The 19,420-nt window shown below is 62.7% G+C and carries 17 protein-coding genes; 3 read left to right on the top strand and 14 right to left on the bottom strand.

Translation table 11 applies throughout. The features are described 5' to 3' along the window. Positions 1-42: 42 nt before the first annotated feature. From FZZ93_RS08190 to yegS, 3 genes are all read right to left on the bottom strand, one after another. The gene (locus FZZ93_RS08190; protein WP_149321826.1) at positions 43-765 is read right to left on the bottom strand and encodes a prolipoprotein diacylglyceryl transferase; all 723 of its coding nucleotides are present in this window, start codon (positions 763-765) and stop codon (positions 43-45) included. 131 nt (positions 766-896) lie between these two features. Next, entirely contained in the window at positions 897-1,325 is a 429-nt protein-coding gene (locus FZZ93_RS08185; protein WP_149321825.1) for a VOC family protein, read from the bottom strand. A gap of 33 nt (positions 1,326-1,358) precedes the next feature. Beyond that, positions 1,359-2,297: a lipid kinase YegS gene (yegS, locus tag FZZ93_RS08180; RefSeq protein WP_149321824.1), complete on the bottom strand. Its 939-nt coding sequence runs from the start codon at positions 2,295-2,297 to the stop codon at positions 1,359-1,361. A 139-nt stretch (positions 2,298-2,436) separates the two neighbouring features. On the opposite strand from yegS, the gene FZZ93_RS08175 reads away from it, so the two are divergent. Beyond that, the gene (locus FZZ93_RS08175; protein WP_187774491.1) at positions 2,437-4,035 is read left to right on the top strand and encodes a cation:proton antiporter family protein; all 1,599 of its coding nucleotides are present in this window, start codon (positions 2,437-2,439) and stop codon (positions 4,033-4,035) included. Between the two features lie 68 nt (positions 4,036-4,103). Then, positions 4,104-4,391, top strand: a complete 288-nt coding sequence (locus FZZ93_RS08170) for a hypothetical protein (protein WP_246146151.1) — start codon at positions 4,104-4,106, stop codon at positions 4,389-4,391. An 89-nt stretch (positions 4,392-4,480) separates the two neighbouring features. Here FZZ93_RS08170 and pepN read toward each other — a convergent pair whose 3' ends face one another. Continuing rightward, the gene (pepN, locus tag FZZ93_RS08165) at positions 4,481-7,111 is read right to left on the bottom strand and encodes an aminopeptidase N (RefSeq protein WP_149321822.1); all 2,631 of its coding nucleotides are present in this window, start codon (positions 7,109-7,111) and stop codon (positions 4,481-4,483) included. Positions 7,112-7,194: 83 nt separating this feature from the next. Further along, complete coding sequence (locus FZZ93_RS08160) at positions 7,195-7,572, bottom strand: YbaN family protein (RefSeq protein WP_149321821.1); 378 nt, start codon at positions 7,570-7,572, stop codon at positions 7,195-7,197. Between the two features lie 288 nt (positions 7,573-7,860). On the opposite strand from FZZ93_RS08160, the gene cobO reads away from it, so the two are divergent. Next, positions 7,861-8,460 carry a cob(I)yrinic acid a,c-diamide adenosyltransferase gene (gene cobO, locus FZZ93_RS08155; RefSeq protein WP_149321820.1) on the top strand — a complete coding sequence of 200 codons (600 nt, stop codon included), beginning with the start codon at positions 7,861-7,863 and terminating at the stop codon, positions 8,458-8,460. A 4-nt stretch (positions 8,461-8,464) separates the two neighbouring features. On the opposite strand, the gene FZZ93_RS08150 is transcribed toward cobO, so the two are convergent. The 9 genes from FZZ93_RS08150 to glyA form a co-directional block, all read right to left on the bottom strand. Beyond that, positions 8,465-9,187: a 3'-5' exonuclease gene (locus tag FZZ93_RS08150; protein ID WP_149321819.1), complete on the bottom strand. Its 723-nt coding sequence runs from the start codon at positions 9,185-9,187 to the stop codon at positions 8,465-8,467. Further along, on the bottom strand, positions 9,188-11,095 hold the full coding sequence (locus FZZ93_RS08145; RefSeq protein ID WP_149321818.1) for a DUF294 nucleotidyltransferase-like domain-containing protein: 1,908 nt from the start codon (positions 11,093-11,095) through the stop codon (positions 9,188-9,190). Positions 11,096-11,242: 147 nt separating this feature from the next. Next, positions 11,243-11,626 (bottom strand): DUF4168 domain-containing protein, encoded by a 384-nt coding sequence (locus FZZ93_RS08140; RefSeq protein WP_149321817.1) that lies wholly within the window; start codon positions 11,624-11,626, stop codon positions 11,243-11,245. Positions 11,627-11,744: 118 nt separating this feature from the next. Then, entirely contained in the window at positions 11,745-12,611 is an 867-nt protein-coding gene (gene purU, locus FZZ93_RS08135) for a formyltetrahydrofolate deformylase (RefSeq protein ID WP_149321816.1), read from the bottom strand. Between the two features lie 69 nt (positions 12,612-12,680). Further along, positions 12,681-13,331, bottom strand: coding sequence for a sarcosine oxidase subunit gamma (locus FZZ93_RS08130; RefSeq protein ID WP_149321815.1), 651 nt, complete (start codon positions 13,329-13,331; stop codon positions 12,681-12,683). Further along, on the bottom strand, positions 13,324-16,362 hold the full coding sequence (locus FZZ93_RS08125) for a sarcosine oxidase subunit alpha family protein (RefSeq protein ID WP_149321814.1): 3,039 nt from the start codon (positions 16,360-16,362) through the stop codon (positions 13,324-13,326). Before FZZ93_RS08125 ends, FZZ93_RS08130 begins: the two co-directional genes overlap by 8 nt. After that, on the bottom strand, positions 16,359-16,706 hold the full coding sequence (locus FZZ93_RS08120; protein ID WP_013333203.1) for a sarcosine oxidase subunit delta: 348 nt from the start codon (positions 16,704-16,706) through the stop codon (positions 16,359-16,361). The genes FZZ93_RS08125 and FZZ93_RS08120 overlap by 4 nt, the downstream gene beginning before the upstream one ends. A gap of 101 nt (positions 16,707-16,807) precedes the next feature. Beyond that, positions 16,808-18,058: a sarcosine oxidase subunit beta family protein gene (locus FZZ93_RS08115; protein ID WP_149321813.1), complete on the bottom strand. Its 1,251-nt coding sequence runs from the start codon at positions 18,056-18,058 to the stop codon at positions 16,808-16,810. Positions 18,059-18,103: 45 nt separating this feature from the next. After that, positions 18,104-19,405: a serine hydroxymethyltransferase gene (glyA, locus tag FZZ93_RS08110; RefSeq protein ID WP_149321812.1), complete on the bottom strand. Its 1,302-nt coding sequence runs from the start codon at positions 19,403-19,405 to the stop codon at positions 18,104-18,106. Positions 19,406-19,420 lie beyond the last annotated feature (15 nt).

The raw sequence follows: 19,420 nt of genomic DNA, 5'->3' as shown, positions 1-19,420 counted from the left end.
AGGCCCACCCGCAGGTGGGCCTTTTTCATGCCCCAGCTTTTGTCACGGCGCCTCATCCGGCTCCGTGGTCGAGCCGCTTATCTCGTCGGGCACCCGGCGCTCGGCCTGCTTGAACTGTTGGTCGATTTCCTTGCTGGCCTCCTCGAAACGCCGCTCCGTTTCCTCCAGGATCGCCTGGACCTCTGGGTCGGAGCTACCCTCTTCCAGGGTGGTGGCGTCATCAGGCAACGCGGACGGTGACTCGAGAGCGGCATCAAGATCCGCGGATGCCTCGGATTCCGGCACCGTCGATTCAGGTGTCTCTTGTTCGGCTTCCTTGAACTGCTCGTCGACTTTCTTGCTTGCTTCATCGAAGCGCCGTTCGGTCTCCTCGATGATGGCATCGACGTCCTCGCTGCTGGTCTCGCCCGGCATGGCCTCCGATTCATTCAGGACCTCGCCCTCATCCGGAGGTTCGATGGCCGAAGGTTCATCGGCGATTTCGGCGACATCACCCTGCGACGTGTCGGATTCCGGTGCGGAAGCCGACACGTCCGCCGTTTCACCCGCCGCCTGCGGCGCGTCGCCATCCTCGGCATCACGCGCGACACGCTCACCCTGTGTCGCCTCTGCCTCGGTGGTGGCGCTCCCAGTTTCTTGCTGCTGTTGCGCACCCGCTTCCTGCGACACGCTCTCTTCACCCGCCGGGGCACTTTCGTCGTCACTGCACCCGGCAAGACCCAAGACCGCGGCCAATGCGAGCGGCCCCCAGAATTTCATTGCCATCGTTGCCTCCCAAGAAACGAAGCGACATTGCACCAGAGCCCCCGAACCATCGCAAGCGGTGTCATCACAAACCATGCTACCAAAAGCCAGGTCGTCACGAGCCGTGTCATTACAAGCCGTGTCATTACAAGCTATGTCGCGAACAGTTGTCCCTGAATATCCCGAAACGCCTTGAACTCGATGGCATTGCCGCTGGGGTCCCGGAAGAACATGGTGGCCTGTTCGCCAGGCTCCCCCTGAAAACGCACATAGGGGGCGATCTCGAAGCGGATGCCCACCGTGGTCAGACGATCGACCAAGGCCTCCCAATCTTCCATTTCCAGCACCACGCCGAAATGCGGCACCGGAACGCCGTGCCCATCCACAGGGTTGCGATGGTCTTCGAGCCCCGACTCACCCAAGGCTGGATTGAGATGGCAGACGAACTGGTGACCGTAGAGATTGAAATCGACCCAAGTGTCGCTGGAGCGACCCTCACCGCATCCCAGCAGTTCAGCGTAGAAACGTCGGGCCTCGGCCAGGTCGCGCACCTGAACAGCGAGGTGGAACGGTGTCAGCATGATGGCTCCTCCGTGAATGGCAACATCGACACCTCATGATGCCGCGCGGGACCAGGACTCGCCAGCCCCGTTCGAGCCATGAGAGAACAAGGGACAGTCCCCGGGCACCACGAGTTCCAGTGCGCCCGACTCGACTTCAACATGGAAGTCGTGGCGGCACAACGGCTCACCGTCCAGGGTCAAGGGCAGGCCATCTACCCCTTCAAACCTCAGCCAAGGAGTACGAAAGGTTTCGACGAACAGCCCTTCCCGAGGGCGCTCCAGGAGTTCTCGGCGCATCGTCACCATGTCCCGCAACGAGGCAAAATCGCGTACCAGCAGAATATCCAGCAGACCGTCATCGAGGCGCGCCTCGGGCGTCAGCCGTTGGCCGCCACCGGCCTGGGTGCCATTCCCCATGGCCAGCACGAACAGTGAGGCATCGCATTGTCCGCCTGCCCAGCTAAGGTGACCAGCATAAGGATGGTGCTGCCAAGCCTTGAGCGCACCGATCAGCGAGTAGGCACCGCCACCCAGCAATCGCTTGAGACTCTTCGGCGTGGAGGAAGTCACCTCGGCGCCGAAGCCGCCAGTGGTCATGTTCAGGAAATAGCGGTCATCCAGTCGTGCCACGTCGACGGGGCGCGACGGCAGGCGAAGTGCCGCTGCCAGTGCCGCGCCGGGCGTCTGGGGCAGATCCAACGACATTGCCAGATCATTGGCGCTGCCCAGCGGCAGGATGCCCAATGCCGGCCGCCTCTCCAGCGTCAGGCGCATCAAACCATTGACCACTTCGTTGACGGTACCGTCGCCACCACCGGCGATCACGCGTGACCGGCCGGCGTATCCTGCCTGTTCGGCCAGCCGAGCGGCATCCCCTTTTTCCCAGGTCACCAGCACTTCCATATTGGCGCCGGCATCCCGACTGGCGAAGACGGCCTCACGCACTTGCGGCAATTGCGCAGCCTTGCCATTGAGAATCAGTCGGGTCATGCCTTCCCCGCCTCCTTGAAGACTCCTGAATGCGTCACTCCCGTTTCACGGCGCTGCGATACATTGCAATGATGAATGCCATTCACTTTACGACTTCCTTACACTATCTGTCTGCATACCTCGGTACAGCGGAGCCTTCATGATCGACCCGGCCATCATCATCGCCGCCTTCCTCGGCGGCCTCGTCGCCCTGAGCCTGCATCTGCCTCCCCTGGTGGGCTTTCTCGCCGGCGGCTTCGTGCTCAACTTCCTTGATGTCGAGCCCTCCCCCCTTCTCGGTACGTTGGCCGATGTGGGCGTGACCCTGCTACTGTTCACCATCGGCCTCAAGCTGGACATACGCACCCTGCTACGCCGTGATGTGTGGGGCGGCGCAAGCCTGCACATGCTCGTCTCAACACTGACCCTGGTGGCCATCTTCCTGATTCTCAAGGCAGTGGGGCTGCCTTTACTGGCCGGTGTCGCCCCGACCACTCTGCTGCTGCTGTCCTTCGCGCTGTCCTTTTCGAGCACGGTGTTCGTGGTCAAGGTACTGGAGAAACGCAGCGAGACCCAGGCCGCCTACGGGCGCCTGGCCATCGGGGTACTGATCATGCAGGACATCTTCGCGGTGGCCTTCCTGACCGTCTCCAGCGGCACCCTGCCCAGCCCCTGGGCGCTGGGGCTGGTGCTGCTGATTCCTCTGGCACCGGCGCTGCGCGCCCTGCTCGACCGGCTGGGCCATGGCGAGATGCAGATGCTGTTCGGCATCCTGCTGGCCCTGGTTCTAGGCTATGCGTTGTTCGAGGCCGTCGGCATCAAGGGCGACCTCGGCGCGCTGCTCATCGGCTTGCTGCTGGCCCCTCATCCGGCGGGCCAGACGCTGGCACGCTCGATGTTCAGTCTCAAGGAGCTCCTCCTGGTGGGCTTCTTCCTGAGCCTTGGCCTGACGGCACTACCGAGCTGGGAACAGTTGGGCGTGGCGATGTTGCTGGTCCTGTTGCTGCCCCTGAAGAGCCTCCTCTACCAACTGGTCTTCATGCGCTTTCGCATGCGTCACCGCACGTCTCTGCTGGCGTCGCTGAGCCTGACCAACTACTCGGAATTCGGCTTGATCGTCGGCGCCATCGCCGTCAGTGCCGGCTGGCTGCCCGCCAGGTGGCTGGTGATCCTGTCCCTGGCAGTGGCCATGAGCTTTGCTGTCTCCTCGTTGCTCAATGCGTTCAGCGAGCGGCTCTACCGTCGCATCGAGCCCCGCCTGCCAGCCATCGATACTGCCACCCTCACGTCCAGCGACCGTCCTATCGAGGTCGGCGATGCCGAGGCCGTCGTGCTCGGCATGGGGCGTATCGGGCGCAGCGCCTACCGTCGCCTGCAGAAGGTGTACGGCCTCCAGGTACTGGGCATCGACAGCAATCCCAAGAGCGTTGCCCGGCTAAGCGAGCGCGGCTTCAACATCCTGGAGGGGGATGCCGTGGACTCCGACTTCTGGGACAAGCTGCTGATGTCCCCCGAAGTACGCATGGTAGTGCTGGCCATGCCGCACCACGCCGGTAACCTGGCGGCGCTGAAACAACTGCGCTGGCGCCACTTTCCCGGACGCATCACCGCCGTGGTGGAGTATCCCGAGGAAATCGAACCGATCCGCGAGCTCGGCGCTCATGCTGTCTTCCACGTTTATGACGAAGCGGGCCGGGCACTGGCCGACAGCGCCGCCGAGGAGGCTGGTATCGATTCGAAGATCAGTCAACTCGGCTGAACCTTGCTCCTCTCCCCATGAGTCGCGATACTGGCGGCCGACTCAGCCCAGCGACGGATTTCCCGCTCATGGAAGACCTCTTTTCCTTCATCGGCAATGCCCTCGGCGAGGGCATTCGTCTGATCGTCGAGCTCTTGACCGGCCTGTTCACCCATGCCGACGATGCTGTCGATGGGCTGTTGAACGGCCTATCCGGCTCGCTCGGCATCTCGCCCTCGTTGCTCAGTCTGGCCATTCTGGTGTTCGGGCTCTGGATGCTGTGGCGCGGCTTTCGCGCCTTGATGCAACGCGCCATCATCGCCACTCTTTTCTGGTGGCTGCTGGGATTGCTGGTGCTCGGCTGGCTGATCAACTAGACGCAGGACTTTGCTCATCGCAAACGCAGGCGCCGCCCAGGAGGGCGGCGCCTTTTAGTGACAAACGATCACGAAAGAAGAGCTGGGCGTCAGGCCAGGGCTTTCTCGACCACCTCATACACATTCGGCGAGAGGTCCTCGGCGCGAATGCGCTCCAGTTCGGCCTTCATCAACTCCTGACGAGTCTCGTCATAGCGCGCCCAGCGGGTCAGCGGGGTGATCAGGCGCGCGGCGATCTCCGGATTCAGGCGATTGAGCTTGATGACCACATCGGCCAGCAGCTTGTAGCCCTCGCCATCGAGACGATGGAAGTTGACCCGGTTCTGGGCGAAGGCACCGATCAGCGCCCGCACCTTGTTGGGATTGGTCAGCGAGAAGGCTGGATGATCCATCAGGAACTTGACCCGCTCCAGGGCATCCGCCTGGGGGCGCGAGACCTGAATGCTGAACCATTGATCCATGACCAGCGGATCATGCGCCCACTTCTGACCGAAGGCCTTGAGCGCGGGGTCGGCAAGATCGTCACGGCTGCTGTGCGTCAGCAGGGTAAGCGCATGACGCACATCGGTCATGTTGTGCTCGGCCTCGAACTGACGCTGCGTCAGTGCCACGCCCTCTTCGTCCTCGATACTCATCAGGTAGGACAGCGCTACATTCTTCAGGCTGCGCGCGGCAATCTGGTCAGGCTCGGGGGCGTAAGACACATCGTCGAGATTGGCCTGGTAGACCGCCAGGAACTCATCGCGCAGGGTCACCGCCAGTGACTGTTTGACGAACTGCCGGGCGGCATGGATGGCGTCCACATCGACCAGCGGCTGCTGCTCGGCGATGTAGGCCTCGGAGGGCAAGGTCAGCATCTCCGCCAGCACCGCCTTGTCGTCGGTATCGCTGGTCAACAGGGTCCGGAAGGCATCGACGACACGATTGTCCATGACCTTCTCGACACCATTGCGATGCGCGGCGATCAGGTCGTCGAGCGCCAGCAGCGCCAGACGCTGGCCGGCATCCCAGCGATTGAAGCCATCGCTGTCGTTGGCCAGCAGGAAGGCCAGATCCTCGCGGGAATACGGGAAGTTCAGCTTGACCGGCGCCGAGAATCCACGCGCCAGCGACGGCACAGGGGCCTCGGCAAGATCGGTGAAGACGAACTCCTGCTCGTCCTCGCGCAGATGGATCACCGCGTCACGGCCCAGCGACTCACCATCCAGGGTCAGCGCCAGGTCGCGGCCGGACTTGGTACCCACCAGCCCCAGCCGTACCGGGATGTGCAGGGCCTGCTTGTCGGACTGGCCCGGCGTGGCCGGGGTGCGCTGGCGCAGGATCAGCCGATACTCGGCGCGCGCATAGTCGTACTCGCCGTGGGCATCGATTTCCGGCGTGCCGGCTTGGGAGTACCACAGCATGAACTGATCCAGGTTTTGACCGGAAGCCTCCGCCATGCAGGTCACGAAGTCCTCGATGGTCACCGCCTGGCCATCGAAGCGCGAGAAATAGAGATCCGAACCGCGCCGGAAGGCCTCCCAGCCCACCAGGTTGCGCAGCATGCGCACGATCTCGGCACCCTTCTCGTAGATGGTCAGGGTGTAGAAGTTGCCGATCTCGATGTAGTGATCCGGACGCACCGGATGTGCGGTGGGGCCGGCGTCCTCGGCGAACTGGGCGGTGCGGAAGAAGGACACGTCCTCGATGCGCTTGACCGGCGCCGAGTTCACATCGGCGGAAAAACTCTGGTCGCGGAAGACGGTGAAGCCTTCCTTGAGCGACAACTGGAACCAGTCACGGCAGGTCACCCGATTGCCGGACCAGTTGTGGAAATACTCGTGGGCGACGATGCCTTCGACCCGCTGGAAGGCAGCGTCGGTGGCGGTATCCGGGTGGGTCAGCACCGCCGCCGAGTTGAAGATGTTGAGCCCCTTGTTCTCCATGGCGCCCATGTTGAAATCGTTGACCGCCACGATCATGAACAGGTCGAGGTCGTATTCGCGACCGTAGGTCTCCTCGTCCCAGCGCATGGCGCGCTTGAGCGAGGCCATGGCGTGATCGGTCTTGCCGAGGTTTTCCTCTTCGACCCAGATCTGCAGGGTGACGTCACGACCGCTCATGGTGGTGAAGCGATCCTCGACCTTATTCAGGTCGCCGGCGACCAGGGCGAACAAGTAACAGGGCTTGGGATGCGGGTCCTCCCAGGTGACGAAGTGTCGCCCGTTCGGCAGCTCGCCCCGCTCCACTGGATTGCCGTTGGAGAGCAGCACCGGCAGGCTGGCGGCATCGCCGACCACCGTAGTCGAGAAGGTCGCCATGACATCCGGCCGATCCGGATAGAAGGTGATGCGACGAAAGCCTTCCGCCTCGCACTGGGTACAGAACATGCCGCCGGAGCGATAGAGCCCCTCCAGGGCGGTGTTCTCCTCAGGCGAGATTTCCACCTCGGTATCCAGCAGAAAGCTCGCTGGCACGCTCTCGATCCGCAGCCCCTGCTCGGTGAGTCGGTACTCGTCCTCGCCCAGTACCTGGCCATCGAGGGCGATGGACTTGAGCGTCAGTTGCTCGCCGTCGAGTTCCAGTGCCTCACCGGCCTCGCGCTCGGGATGGCGCTCGAGGTGCAATCGCGCCTTGACGCGTGTGGCGGAAGGATCGAGCTCGAAGGTCAGCTCGGTATGGGTGACACGGTAGGCGGGCGGACGATAGTCGCTCAGGTGAATCGCTTGGGGTGTGGACATCGAGGATGGCTCCTGTCGAAAATTGCCATCCATTGTACGGCTCGGCGAGCCCGAACCTCAAAGCGTGATATGCATTGTCCGGTTCAGGATTCCGTGGCCGGCTCCGGCCGCGTCAGGATCCAGATACCCAGCAGCGCCAGCCCCAGGATCAACGACAGCTTGAGCCACACTAGGCTGACGGTGAAGGCCAGCACCACCATCGACATGGCCAGCATGATACCGGCCAGCCACTTGGCGTGGCGAGGAATCGCCCGCTCATCCTCCCAGGCCGTGACCGTGGGGCCGAACCGCGGATGGCGCCGAATCCAGGCAGCGAATCGCGGGGAGCTGCGGGACGCAAACCAGACCGCCAGCAGCATGAAACAGGTCGTCGGCATGAGCGGCAGGAAGGCGCCGATCAGTCCCAGCACGAAACAGATACCGGCCAGGGCCATGAAGACGACACGGCGAGCATGTGACATGTGGCGCTCACTCCCTGTGGCGGTAAAGAAGGTGCTTCCCATTGAAGCGCATCGCCGTATGGACTGCCAATCGGCAACATCAATAACGGTGGCAAAGGACGACTATGGCCATTCTTCCATCCGTTCCGGGCCATGGCCAGTTCCTTGTCCATCCGCCAGGCAGCGGGCCTGCCTTTTCGCGGCACTGTCGCTGCAGTAAAACGCACTTGAGAAGCCATCGACGTTTCCGGCCGGGTCACGTAATCTGCTTGCCACGACCCACTTCCATGCCAGGCTCGGACACCACGCATGACAGATCGTGATACCCGCCATCGTCGGGCCATGCAGAAACTCAAGTTCCATGTTGACGAGCGCGTTGCCAGCGCCAGCGAACAACGCGGCCAATTGCTGATCTTCACCGGCAACGGCAAGGGCAAGACCACCGCCGCCTGGGGTACCGTGACCCGTGCTCTCGGCTACGGCTATCGTGTTGGCGTGGTGCAATTCATCAAGGGAACCTGGGAATGCGGTGAACGCGAACGTCTCATCGATGACGCCAACCTGGATGTGGCGATCATGGGCACCGGCTTTACCTGGGAGACCCAGAATCGCGACGCCGACACACGCGCCTGCCAGACGGTATGGTGCGAAGCGCGACGCCTGCTCGCCGACCCGAACGTCTATCTCGTGGTGCTCGACGAAATCACGTACATGCTCAAGTTTGGCTACCTGGACATCGACGAGGTTCTGGAAGCCCTGGCCAGCCGCCCAGCAGAACAGACAGTGATCGTCACCGGGCGCAACGCCCATCGCCGTCTTCTCGATATCGCCGATACCATCAGCGAGATGCAGGAAGTCCGCCACGCCTTCAACGACGGACTGCAGGCCCGGCGTGGCATCGATTACTGAGGCGTCACGTCCAGAATTGGCCGATCGGCATCTCCGGCTGATAATGATTGGCAACCTGGGCCTGCAACAGCTCCGCCGTGGCCAGAGCATCGGTCAGGGCATGGTGCCCCTGATAGAGCGGTAGACCATAGCGGGTTCGGCTGTCATAGAGGCGAATCGAGGCAGGCGGTCGCCCTATCCAGCGCTTGAACCTCGCCAACCAGGACTGGCGATGAAAGCGAGCTTCCACCGCCATGGTGTCGATCACCGGAAACATCAGCCCCTCGCCCAAGCGCGCTTTCACTGAGTCGTCGAGGAACAAGCGCTCGATGTGTCGATAGTGCACCACCACCAACCGACCGGCCAACGCCTCCAGCAAGTCTTCCAGGATATCTTCGAACTCGGGTGCCTGTGCGATATCGGTATGAGTGATGTGATGGAACGTCACCGACTCGGCATCCAGGGTGCGCCGAGGTCTGACAACCCAATAACGGCGCTCGCTCAGGGCGATGCGCCCCAGAGTGAAAGGCACCACCCCGATACTGACGATGGCATGACGGCGCGCATCCAGCCCCGTAGTTTCCATGTCCAGGGCTACCATCGGCGCCTCGCCGATCGGCGTGTCGGGCCCGGGAATACCCGCGGCGAAAAAGCGCGCGAGTCGCGGATCACGCGCCTTTTCGGCATGCCGCGCCAGATAGGCGGGCCAATCGGGAACCTGGGGCCGGCGAGGAACGAGCATCGTCATCTAACGCGACCTTGACGACGACATCGGGTAACGGAACTTGAGGAACTTCTGGGCATGGCTCAATGCCTGGAAGGCTTCCTTGAGGTTGTGGCGCTCTCGGCTCGACACGTTCTCGGGTTCGATATTGTTGTCCGGGGGCTGTTCATGTTCGAGGTCGATGACCTGATGGCGAATGCGCGACATCGACATCAGCTCCAGGGAATAGCGCAGCCGGTCGCTGACACCGGGCGCCAGCAACGAGGTCCGGTCGATGTCATCGAGGCGCTCGAAGCTGTTCTGGGAGCGGGAACCACAGGCCAGGGCATGCACCCGGATCAGATCGACCAAGGGCGCGGTACCGCGACGCTTGAGATTGATCGAGTTGTTATGCTTGCCGTCCTTTTCCATCACGAAGGTGCGAAAGAACCCTAGAGGCGGCGTGCGGTTCAGGGAGTTGCGAGCCATCGCCGCCAGGAAGAACGGACTCTGGGATGCCTTTTCGGCCACCAGATCCTGCAGCTGCTCGACCATGACGTCCTCGCCATACACGCTGTCCAGATCGAAGAATATCGAGCTGTGCAGCAATCGCTCGGGGTTCGGTTGCTCGATCCACTCGGTGAAATAGCGCTTCCAGACCGCCAGCGGCTGCCGCCATTGCTCGTTGGTGGCCATGATATCGCCCTTGCAATAGGGATAGCCACAAGCATCCAGACCATCGCTGACAATGCGCGCCATCTCCAGAAAGTACTCATCGTGCTGTTCGGGATCGAAGTCATCCGACAAGACCAGGGCGTTGTCCTGGTCGGTGACAATCGACTGCTCGTTGCGCGCCATGGAGCCCAGCGCCATGAAGCAATACGGCACCGGTGGCGGTCCGAGCGTCTCCTCGGCCAGCTCCAGTAAACGTCGGGTAAAGCTGCGACCGATGGTCGACAGAGCGCTGCCGACCATGCGTGAATCCGCACCCTCCTCGACCATCCGCATGAAAGCAGCGCTGACATCCGGTGCCAGCCGTGCCAGCCCCTCCACATTGGGCTGGTTGAAGATATTGCTGACCAGATAGAGGCTGCTCTGGGTCTCGTAGCGGATGATGTCCGACAGATGCACGATACCCACCGGCCGCCGCCGGTGCATGACCGGCAAGTGATGGATATTGTTGCGCAGCATGCACAACATGGCCTCATGGACCGACTCATCGGACTGGACTGCGATCACCTTGTTCACGACCACGTCCCCCACCGGCGTATCCGGTGGACGCCCTTCGGCCACGACGCGGGTACGGAAGTCGCTGTCAGTCAGGATGCCCCGCACTTGCCAGGCACGGTCCTCGCTGTCGCGAAAGGTATAACGGGGATTATCGCCGGGCTCATCCAGCACCAGCACCGCCGATGCCTGGAAGTCGCCGATCTGTCGAGCGGCTTCCTGAACCGTGGTGGAGGCCTCGACCATCACCGGATAACGGGTCAGCAGCTTGCGCACCCGCGTGACAATCATGTCGTTGTTCTTCTTCTGCTGCTCTACCGCGCTTTCCATGCGCGGCCGCTGCAGCTCGACGAAATCAGCGAACTCGTCATCGACCTCGCAGAGTCGCTGGAACATTTCCTCGGGAATGAAGTAGATCAGGGTGTCTTCCATGGCCTTGGCGGGATAGCGCACCCGGTGGTGGCGCAACAGGCTCAACTGGCCGAAGATATCGCCCTCGCCAAGCCGATTGTGAAGCTCCCCTCCACGCCGGAACACTTCCACCGCGCCACTGCGGATGTAACACAGTTCGTGCAGCTCCTGATCCAGGGTGAGAATCTCTTCGCCGGCTTTGAAATACGCCACCTCGACGCTGTCGACCACTTCGTCGAGCATGGCATCGGTCAGGGTTTCGAAGGGCGGGAAGCGCCCCATGTGCTGGCGAATCTCCAGCAGTTCCACATCCATGTCCCGACTCCGATCGAGAAAGATTCGCTTCAGTTTGAAAGGCTCGCCATGGGCTGTAAAGCGCCAGCCTTCAACCCAACGAAAATAGGCCACCCGAAGGTGGCCTATTCGCTGGTCCCCGCCGCTACGGGAAGGAGGTCATACGCTTCACTGACTCTGGGTCATCTCCTGAACCTGTTGCATCAGCTCGGGATCCTGCTGGATCGCCTGGCCGATCGCATTGAAGGTCTCCACCTCGAGGCCACTACCTTCGACCGCCTCGATCATCTTGCCGTTGGCTTCCTCGCGGATGGATTGCTGGGCCTCTTCGCCCTCGGCACCCTGGAGCTGCTGCGTGTAATCCTGAGAAATCACGGCGATTTCCTGGGAAGCATCAGCGAACTTCTGCAATTGCCCATCGGAGAAGTTCTGTGTCTGGGCCTGAGTCTGCGCCGGGTCAGTCGCAGTGGTTGACTCCTGAGCCTGGGCAACGCCTGCCATCAGTCCGGTGGTAAGTACAGCGGCAGACAGCAAGGTAGTGAATCGTTGCATGAAGATCTCCAGTCATTCATTGGGTGCGTTTTCTGATTGCGCTTCCCTGTGACGCCCTCGAGGAGCCTGAGTTCAGCGAAAAATGTAACGGATTGTAACCAAATGTCACAACATGTACTCAGCGCGTAAAGACCACCGTGCGCTGGTCATTGAGAAAAACACGACGCTCGACATGATAGGCAACGGCCCTCGCCAGGGTCAGCCGCTCGATATCACGCCCCTTCTCGACCAGATCCTCCGGGTAGTCGACATGGCTGACCGTTTCCACGCCCTGGGTGATGATCGGCCCCTCGTCCAGGTCGTCATTGATGTAGTGGGCGGTAGCGCCGACCAGCTTGACGCCCTTGGCATAGGCCTGGTGGTAGGGCTTGGCGCCCTTGAAGCCGGGCAGCAGCGAGTGATGAATGTTGATCGCTCGCCCCGCGAGCCGCTCGCATAGCTCGCTCGAGAGCACCTGCATGTAGCGCGCCAGGATGACCAGCTCCACCCCGGTTTCCTCGATCACGCCCCAGACACGCGCTTCCTGTTCTGCCTTGGTCTCCGCTGTGACCGGGAAATGGTAGTAAGGCAGGCCGTGCCAGTCGGCGAGGGGTTTCAGGTCAGGATGGTTGGACACCACGGCGCGGATCTCGATGGGCAACTGCCCAGTGCGATAGCGATACAGCAAGTCGTTCAGGCAGTGATCCGCCTTGGAGACCATGATCACCACTGGCACGCGACTATCCGGAGCGGTCAGGTCGAACGTCATCCCGAACTCCGCCGCCCGGGGCGCGAAGCGGGCATGAAAGTCCTCGGGGTCGAAGTCGGCATCCAGCGGCCGGAACTCAGTACGGATGAAGAAGTGTTCGGCCAGTCTGTCATCGAAGGACTGCTGCTCGGTGATATAGCAACGGCTTTCCTTGAGAAAGCGCGTGACTACATCCACGGTGCCCAACCAGCTGGGGCACTGGGCGGTCATGATCCAGGTATCGGCGCTACGATTCATAGCGAAATCTCCTGATAAAAACAGGCCGGGGAGTGCCCCGGCCCTTGGTGGTTCATGCTCCGCAACGGCTCAACGCACGATGCCGATGGCGTATTCCTCCCCGGCATCCAGCAGCCAACGATAGATGTAATCAGCGAAGCTGCGTCGCGCCACCAGTTCCCAGCGTGTCTCGGAGGAACGCCGCAGAATCACCGAGGTCTTGGCGAACACCGTGGTCACTCCCTTGCCCACCGGGAAATGGTGCGGATCGGCGTCATAGATCACCGACTTCATCAGCAGCTCACTGACTGCCTCCCCTTCCAACTCGAGCAGAGTCTGGCCGCCACCGATGTTGGTGATGGCGAAATGCGCATCTCCCAGGGCCTCGCGCAGCCGGTTCTCCAGTTCGAACTCCTCGCCACCGGGAACGATCAGCAGCCACTCATCGGGCGATATCCACTGCACGCTGCGCTCGCCGCTGGCATCGAAGACCAGCGCCTGGGGCTCGCCCGGCAGGGAAATATCGAGCACCTCACGCAGCGCCTCGTCGAGGATGATGGCCCCGCCCCGCAGTACCAGATGGCCGAGGAAGGGCCGTTCGCGCACGACCACGCCACTGCCCTCGCCGGGCGCCGGGGCGCCCGAACGTCGATAGGAATAGGCCAGCGGCGACTCCACCGGTACCTTGGCCTCGGTGCGGGTATCGAAGGTTTTGACCTTGTCATCAACACTGTTAGACATTCTGGCGCTCTCCCTTGGGGTCGACGAAGATCGGACTGACGATCTCGGCCTCGTGGACCTGGCCGTCGACCATCGGTAGATAGACGGTCTCGCCCATCCGCTGCTGACCACCCTTGACCACGGCCAGGGCAAACCCGCTGCCCAGGGTCGGGCTATAATAGCTGGACGTCACATGCCCTTTCATGGGCATGGGAATCGCGTGGTCGGGATCGAAGACGATCTGTGCGCCTTCCTCCAGTACCACCTCGGGGTTGCGGGGTTTGAGCCCCACCAACTGCTTGCGGTCGGTACGTGCGGTATCGGGGCGCGTCAGGGCGCGCTTGCCGATCCACGAGAACGGCTTGTCGTAACCGATCGCCCAGTGCATGCCCAGATCCTCGGGTGTCACCGATCCATCAGTGTCCTGACCGGCGATGATGAAGCCCTTCTCGGCCCGCAGCACATGCATGGTCTCGGTGCCATAAGGCGTCAGGTCGTACTTCTCGCCATGGGCGATCAGCGTCTCCCAGACATTCAGGGCATAGTTGGCCTGAACGTTGATCTCGTAAGCCAGCTCACCGGTGAAGGAGATACGGAATACCCGCGCCGGCACACCGGCCACCGTGCCCTCACGCCAGTCCATGAACTTGAAAGCCTCGCGATCGAGATCGATATCGGTGACCTCGGCCAGCAGCTTGCGCGCTTCCGGACCGGTCACGGTCATGGTCGCCCAGTGGTCGGTCACCGAGTTGAAGTAGACCTCCAACTCGGGCCACTCGGTCTGGTGCCACAGCTCCAGCCACTCCAGCACGGCTGCGGCACCGCCGGTGCTGGCGGTCATCAGGAAGTGGTTTTCAGCCAGGCAGCTGGTGGTGCCATCGTCCATCACCATGCCGTCATCCTTGCACATCAAGCCGTAGCGCACCCGGCCAGGCGCCAGCTTGGCCCACTTGTTGGTATAGACCCGCCCCAGGAACTCACGGGCGTCCGGACCCTGGATGTCGATCTTGCCGAGCGTCGAGGCATCGAGAATACCGACCTTCTCGCGTACCGCGCGGCATTCCCGGGCCACCGCCTCATGCATGGTTTCCATGCGGCCCTCGACCCGACGCGGGAAGTACCAGGGGCGCTTCCACTGGCCGACATCCTCGAACTCGGCGCCGTGCTCCACATGCCATTGGTGTATGGCGGTATAGCGCTCGGGGTCGAACAATTCGCGGCAATGGCGACCGACCACGGCACCGAAAGTCACCGGCGTGTAGTTAGGCCGGAACACCGTGGTGCCAACCTCCGGGATCGAGCGTCCCAGGCAACGCGCGGCGATGGCCATGCCATTGATGTTGCCGAGCTTGCCCTGGTCGGTACCGAAGCCCATGGCAGTGTAGCGCTTGACATGTTCGATGGACTCGAAGCCCTCGCGAGTCGCCACCTCGATGGCGGCCGCCGTCACATCGTTCTGTAGATCGACGAACTGCTTCGGCCCGCGCAGAGTCGGCTTCTCGTGAGGCACCTGATAGAGCGCCACCGGCTTGCCTTCATTGCGTGCCCCGACATTCGGCAGACGCGCCTCGACGGTATCGAAGCCAGTATCACCGGCCGCCCGACTACCTGCCTCCCAACCATCGGCCAATACCTCGCCAATGGCATAGACGCCTTGGGTGCCGCCAGCCGCCAGCACCCCTTCCACCAGGTTCGGCACGAACCCGAGGATATCGTCGCGCCAGGTGGGGCGAGCTCCGGTATGCGACGCCAGGTGAATCACCGGGCTATAGCCGCCGGAGCTGGCGATGGTGTCGCAGTCGAGCGATTCAGCATCGCCACTCACCCGGAAGCCTTCGAGATCCACTCGTGCCACTCGGGCGCCGGTCACACGGTTCTGTCCTCGCGCCTCGAGCACCGCCGCACCGGGAATGATGCGAATGCCCTTGGCACGGGCCTGCTCGACCAGTTCCCCGACGGGCTCGGGACGCGCATCGGCAATGGCCACCACCTCGCGCCCGCTTTCCACCCAGTCGAGTGCGGCGCGGTAGGCATGATCGTTGCTGGTGGAGAGCACCAGCTTGTTGCCGGGCACGACCCCGTAGCGACGGATATAGGTGGAGACGGCACCGGCCTGCAGATTGCCCGGTACATCGTTGTTGCCGTAGACCAGCGGACGCTCATGGGCACCGGTGGCCAGCACCACCCGTCCGGCCCGGACGCGATGCAGGCGGGAACGCGCCTGGCGGCGACCGTTCTCGCGTGGAGCCGTTTCGGCCAGGTGCTCGGTACGCCGCTCATGCAGCGTCACGAAGTTGTGATCGTGATAGCCGTTGGCGGTGGTACGCGGCAGCAGCAGGACGTTATCGAGTCCGGCCAGCTCCTCGAGAGCCTCAGCCACCCACTGATCCGCCGGCCGCTCATCGAGCAACTCTCGGGAATCGAGCAATGAGCCGCCCATCTCCTCCTGCTCGTCGGCCAGGATCACTCGGGCACCGCTGCGACCGGCCGCCAGCGCCGCCGCCAGCCCCGCCGGCCCGGCGCCGATTACCAGCACATCGCAGTGGCGATTGAGGTGATCATAGATGTCCGGGTCCTTTTCCATCGGGCTGCGCCCGAGCCCGGCGCTCTTGCGGATGTACTTCTCGTAGGTCATCCACATCGAGGCCGGCGCCATGAAGGTCTTGTAGTAGAACCCCGGCGGCATGAATTGACCGCCCAACTTGCCGATCACGCCCATCAGGTCGCGCTGCACACTGGGCCAGCCGTTGGTGCTGCGCGCCTCGAGGCCTTCGAACAACGCCTGTTGCGTGGCCCGCACATTGGGCACCTGGGCCGCTTCGGTACTGCCCAGTTGAATCACCGCATTGGGCTCCTCGGCACCGGCGGCAACAATGCCCCGTGGCCGAGAATACTTGAAGCTGCGATTGACGATATCCACGCCGTTGGCCAGCAGAGCCGAGGCCAGGGTATCGCCGGGATGCCCCCGGTAGGACTTGCCGTTGAAGGTGAAACTCAGCTCACGAGAGCGGTCGATGCGCCCGCCCTGGGCGAGTCGGTTGGACTGGCTCATGCGCGGACTCCTTCCTGTTTCTCGGCGGTTTCAGCCTCGGCCGCTGCCCGGTCGTCACGGGACTCGGCCGTGATGGACGGCGCCTCACCCATCTTGTACGTCTCGAGGATCTCGTAGGTCGCCGTGTTGCGGGTGATGTTGAAAAACTTGCGGCAGCCCACGGCGTGCACCCACATCTCATGGTGGATACCGCGCGGATTGTGGCGGAAGAACAGGTAATCGCCCCACTCCTCGTCGCTGCACGTCTCGGGATCCTCCGGACGCACGATATGAGCCTCGCCCTTCGGGTGAAACTCTTCTTCTTCCCGGTACTCGCCGCAATAGGGGCAGTAGATATGAAACATTTTTCTCGTCCCTCCATCACTCAGGATGAAAGCGAAGCATTCTTTCTGTGCTCCAGGCGCTGAACGACGGTCCTCGAGCACAGACCATTTTTGTACGGATCCTAGTGGGCTACCCCGGCGGCCCCATGCTCATCAATCAACGCCCCGGTATTGAAGCGGTCGATGGAGAACGGCGCGGCGAGCGGATGCATCTCCCCCTTGGCGAGGCTGGCGGCGAATACATGGGCCGAGCCCGGTGTAGCCTTGAAGCCTCCGGTTCCCCAGCCGCAGTTGAAGTAGAGCCCTTTCACCTTGGTTTTGGAGATGAGCGGGCAGGCATCCGGGCAAGTGTCGACGATGCCGCCCCACTGTCGGTTCATGCGTACCCGGGAGAAGATCGGGAACATCTCGACGATAGCCTGCAGGGTGTGCTCCACGGTCGGATAGCTGCCTCGCTGACCATAGCCGGTGTAGCCATCGATACCGGCGCCGATGACCAGATCGCCCTTGTCCGACTGGCTGATATAACCGTGCACATGGTTGGACATCACCACGGTATCGAGCACCGGCTTGAGCGGCTCGGAGACCAGCGCCTGCAACGGGTGCGATTCCAGCGGCAGCTTGAGCCCCGCCATCTTCGCCAGTACCCCGGAGTTACCAGCGGCCACGCAGCCAACGGTCTTGGCCTCGATGTCGCCGCGATTGGTGTGCACGCCGTAGACCTGGCCATCGCGAATCTTGAAACCGGTGACCTCGGTCTGCTGCAGGATGTCCACGCCGAGAGCATCGGCGCCCCGGGCATAGCCCCAGGCCACGGCATCGTGGCGCGCCACCCCGGCGCGCGGTTGCCAGGAGGCTCCCATCACCGGATACCGGGCGTTCTTGGAGCAATCCATGATCGGCACCAGTTCCTGAACGCCCTTGGCGTCGAGCACCTCGCCATCGATGCCGTTCAAGCGATTGGCGTTGACCCGGCGCTGGATATCACGCATGTCCTGCAGGGTATGCCCGAGGTTGAGCACGCCGCGCTGGGAGAACATGACGTTATAGTTGAGATCCTGGGACAGCCCTTCCCAGCGTTTCATGGAATGCTCGTAGAGCGCGGCGGCCTCGTCCCACAGATAGTTGGAACGCACGATGGTGGTGTTGCGCGCCGTGTTGCCGCCACCCAGCCAGCCTTTCTCGATCACCGCCACATTGCGGATGCCGAATTCCTTGGCCAGGTAATAGGCGGTGCCGAGGCCATGGCCGCCCCCGCCGATGATGATCACGTCGTACGCCTTCTTGGGCGTGGGGTTGCGCCACTGGCGCTGCCAGTTCTCGTGGTGGCTCAGTGCGTGCTTGACCAGCCCGAAGCCTGAATAACGTTGCATGGGATCTCTCCTACTGGACTCCCGCCCGAATCGGGCGGGAAGGCTTCACGCGATGGACGCGGCGTCGGCCTGACTTTCCTGACCAGCGCCATAGACCGGATGGCGGGCGCACAGCTCGGCGACCTTGCCCCGAACCTCGGCTTCGATCTCGGTGGTGTCCTCTTCCTTGGCCAGCACATCGAGGATGTCGCAGATCCAGCCGGCCAGGGCCTCGCAATCCGCCTGATCGAAGCCCCGAGTGGTCACCGCCGGGGTGCCAATACGCAGGCCCGAGGTCACGAAGGGACTCTGGGGGTCATTGGGTACCGCGTTCTTGTTGACGGTGATGTGAGCACGCCCCAGGGCAGCATCCGCGTCCTTGCCGGTCACGCCGAGCTTGATCAGCGACACCAGGAAGAGGTGATCGTCGGTGCCACCGGAGACCACATCGCAGCCGCGCTCGACGAAGACCTCGGCCATGGCGCGGGCGTTGTCGATGACCCGTGCCTGATAGCGCACGAAGTCCTGGCTCATGGCCTCGCGGAAGGCTACCGCCTTGGCGGCGATGACATGCATCAGCGGGCCGCCCTGCTGGCCGGGGAAGACCGCACCGTTGAGCTTCTTGTAGAGCGCCTCATCGCCGCTGGCGGACAGAATCAGGCCGCCGCGCGGGCCACGCAGGGTCTTGTGGGTGGTAGTGGTCACCACATGGGCATGGGGCAGCGGGCTCGGATAATGTCCGGCGGCCACCAGGCCGGCGATGTGCGCCATGTCGACCAGCAGCCAGGCTCCCACGCGATCGGCGATATCGCGGAAGCGGCGCCAGTTGATCACCCGGGAATAGGCCGAGAAGCCAGCGATGATCAGCTTGGGCTGGTGCTCCTCCGCCAGGCGCTCGACCTCGTCATAATCGATCTCGCCGGTCTCGGGATTCAACCCATACTGCACGGCGTTGTAGTACTTGCCGGAGAAGTTCGGCGCCGCACCGTGGGTCAGGTGGCCACCATGGGCCAGGCTCATGCCCAGCACGGTATCGCCCGGCGAGACCAGGGCCATGAAGGCCGCGGCATTGGCCTGGGCGCCCGAATGCGGCTGGACGTTGGCGTAGTCGGCGCCGAACAGTGCGCAGGCACGCTCGATGGCCAGGCGCTCGACCACATCGACATGCTCGCAGCCGCCGTAGTAACGCTTGCCGGGATAGCCCTCGGCATACTTGTTGGTCAGCTGAGTGCCCTGGGCCGCCATGACCTGCGGACTGGCGTAGTTCTCCGAGGCGATCAACTCGATATGGGCTTCCTGGCGCGCCACTTCGTCAGCGATGGCGGCAGCGATCTGCGGATCGGTCTGGGTAAGGTTATTGTCGTTCATGGCATCACCTGAGGG

Source organism: Halomonas eurihalina (assembly GCF_008274785.1).
GTDB classification, from domain to species: Bacteria; Pseudomonadota; Gammaproteobacteria; order Pseudomonadales; family Halomonadaceae; genus Halomonas; species Halomonas eurihalina.
This window is presented reverse-complemented; position numbering and strand designations above follow the sequence as displayed.

Coding starts and splice junctions, on each gene's coding strand:
- FZZ93_RS08190 (WP_149321826.1), bottom strand. CDS start 765: ATGGCAATGAAATTCTGGGGGCCGCTCGCATTGGCCGCGGTCTTGGGT.
- FZZ93_RS08185 (WP_149321825.1), bottom strand. CDS start 1,325: ATGCTGACACCGTTCCACCTCGCTGTTCAGGTGCGCGACCTGGCCGAG.
- yegS (WP_149321824.1), bottom strand. CDS start 2,297: ATGACCCGACTGATTCTCAATGGCAAGGCTGCGCAATTGCCGCAAGTG.
- FZZ93_RS08175 (WP_187774491.1), top strand. CDS start 2,437: ATGATCGACCCGGCCATCATCATCGCCGCCTTCCTCGGCGGCCTCGTC.
- FZZ93_RS08170 (WP_246146151.1), top strand. CDS start 4,104: ATGGAAGACCTCTTTTCCTTCATCGGCAATGCCCTCGGCGAGGGCATT.
- pepN (WP_149321822.1), bottom strand. CDS start 7,111: ATGTCCACACCCCAAGCGATTCACCTGAGCGACTATCGTCCGCCCGCC.
- FZZ93_RS08160 (WP_149321821.1), bottom strand. CDS start 7,572: ATGTCACATGCTCGCCGTGTCGTCTTCATGGCCCTGGCCGGTATCTGT.
- cobO (WP_149321820.1), top strand. CDS start 7,861: ATGACAGATCGTGATACCCGCCATCGTCGGGCCATGCAGAAACTCAAG.
- FZZ93_RS08150 (WP_149321819.1), bottom strand. CDS start 9,187: ATGACGATGCTCGTTCCTCGCCGGCCCCAGGTTCCCGATTGGCCCGCC.
- FZZ93_RS08145 (WP_149321818.1), bottom strand. CDS start 11,095: ATGGATGTGGAACTGCTGGAGATTCGCCAGCACATGGGGCGCTTCCCG.
- FZZ93_RS08140 (WP_149321817.1), bottom strand. CDS start 11,626: ATGCAACGATTCACTACCTTGCTGTCTGCCGCTGTACTTACCACCGGA.
- purU (WP_149321816.1), bottom strand. CDS start 12,611: ATGAATCGTAGCGCCGATACCTGGATCATGACCGCCCAGTGCCCCAGC.
- FZZ93_RS08130 (WP_149321815.1), bottom strand. CDS start 13,331: ATGTCTAACAGTGTTGATGACAAGGTCAAAACCTTCGATACCCGCACC.
- FZZ93_RS08125 (WP_149321814.1), bottom strand. CDS start 16,362: ATGAGCCAGTCCAACCGACTCGCCCAGGGCGGGCGCATCGACCGCTCT.
- FZZ93_RS08120 (WP_013333203.1), bottom strand. CDS start 16,706: ATGTTTCATATCTACTGCCCCTATTGCGGCGAGTACCGGGAAGAAGAA.
- FZZ93_RS08115 (WP_149321813.1), bottom strand. CDS start 18,058: ATGCAACGTTATTCAGGCTTCGGGCTGGTCAAGCACGCACTGAGCCAC.
- glyA (WP_149321812.1), bottom strand. CDS start 19,405: ATGAACGACAATAACCTTACCCAGACCGATCCGCAGATCGCTGCCGCC.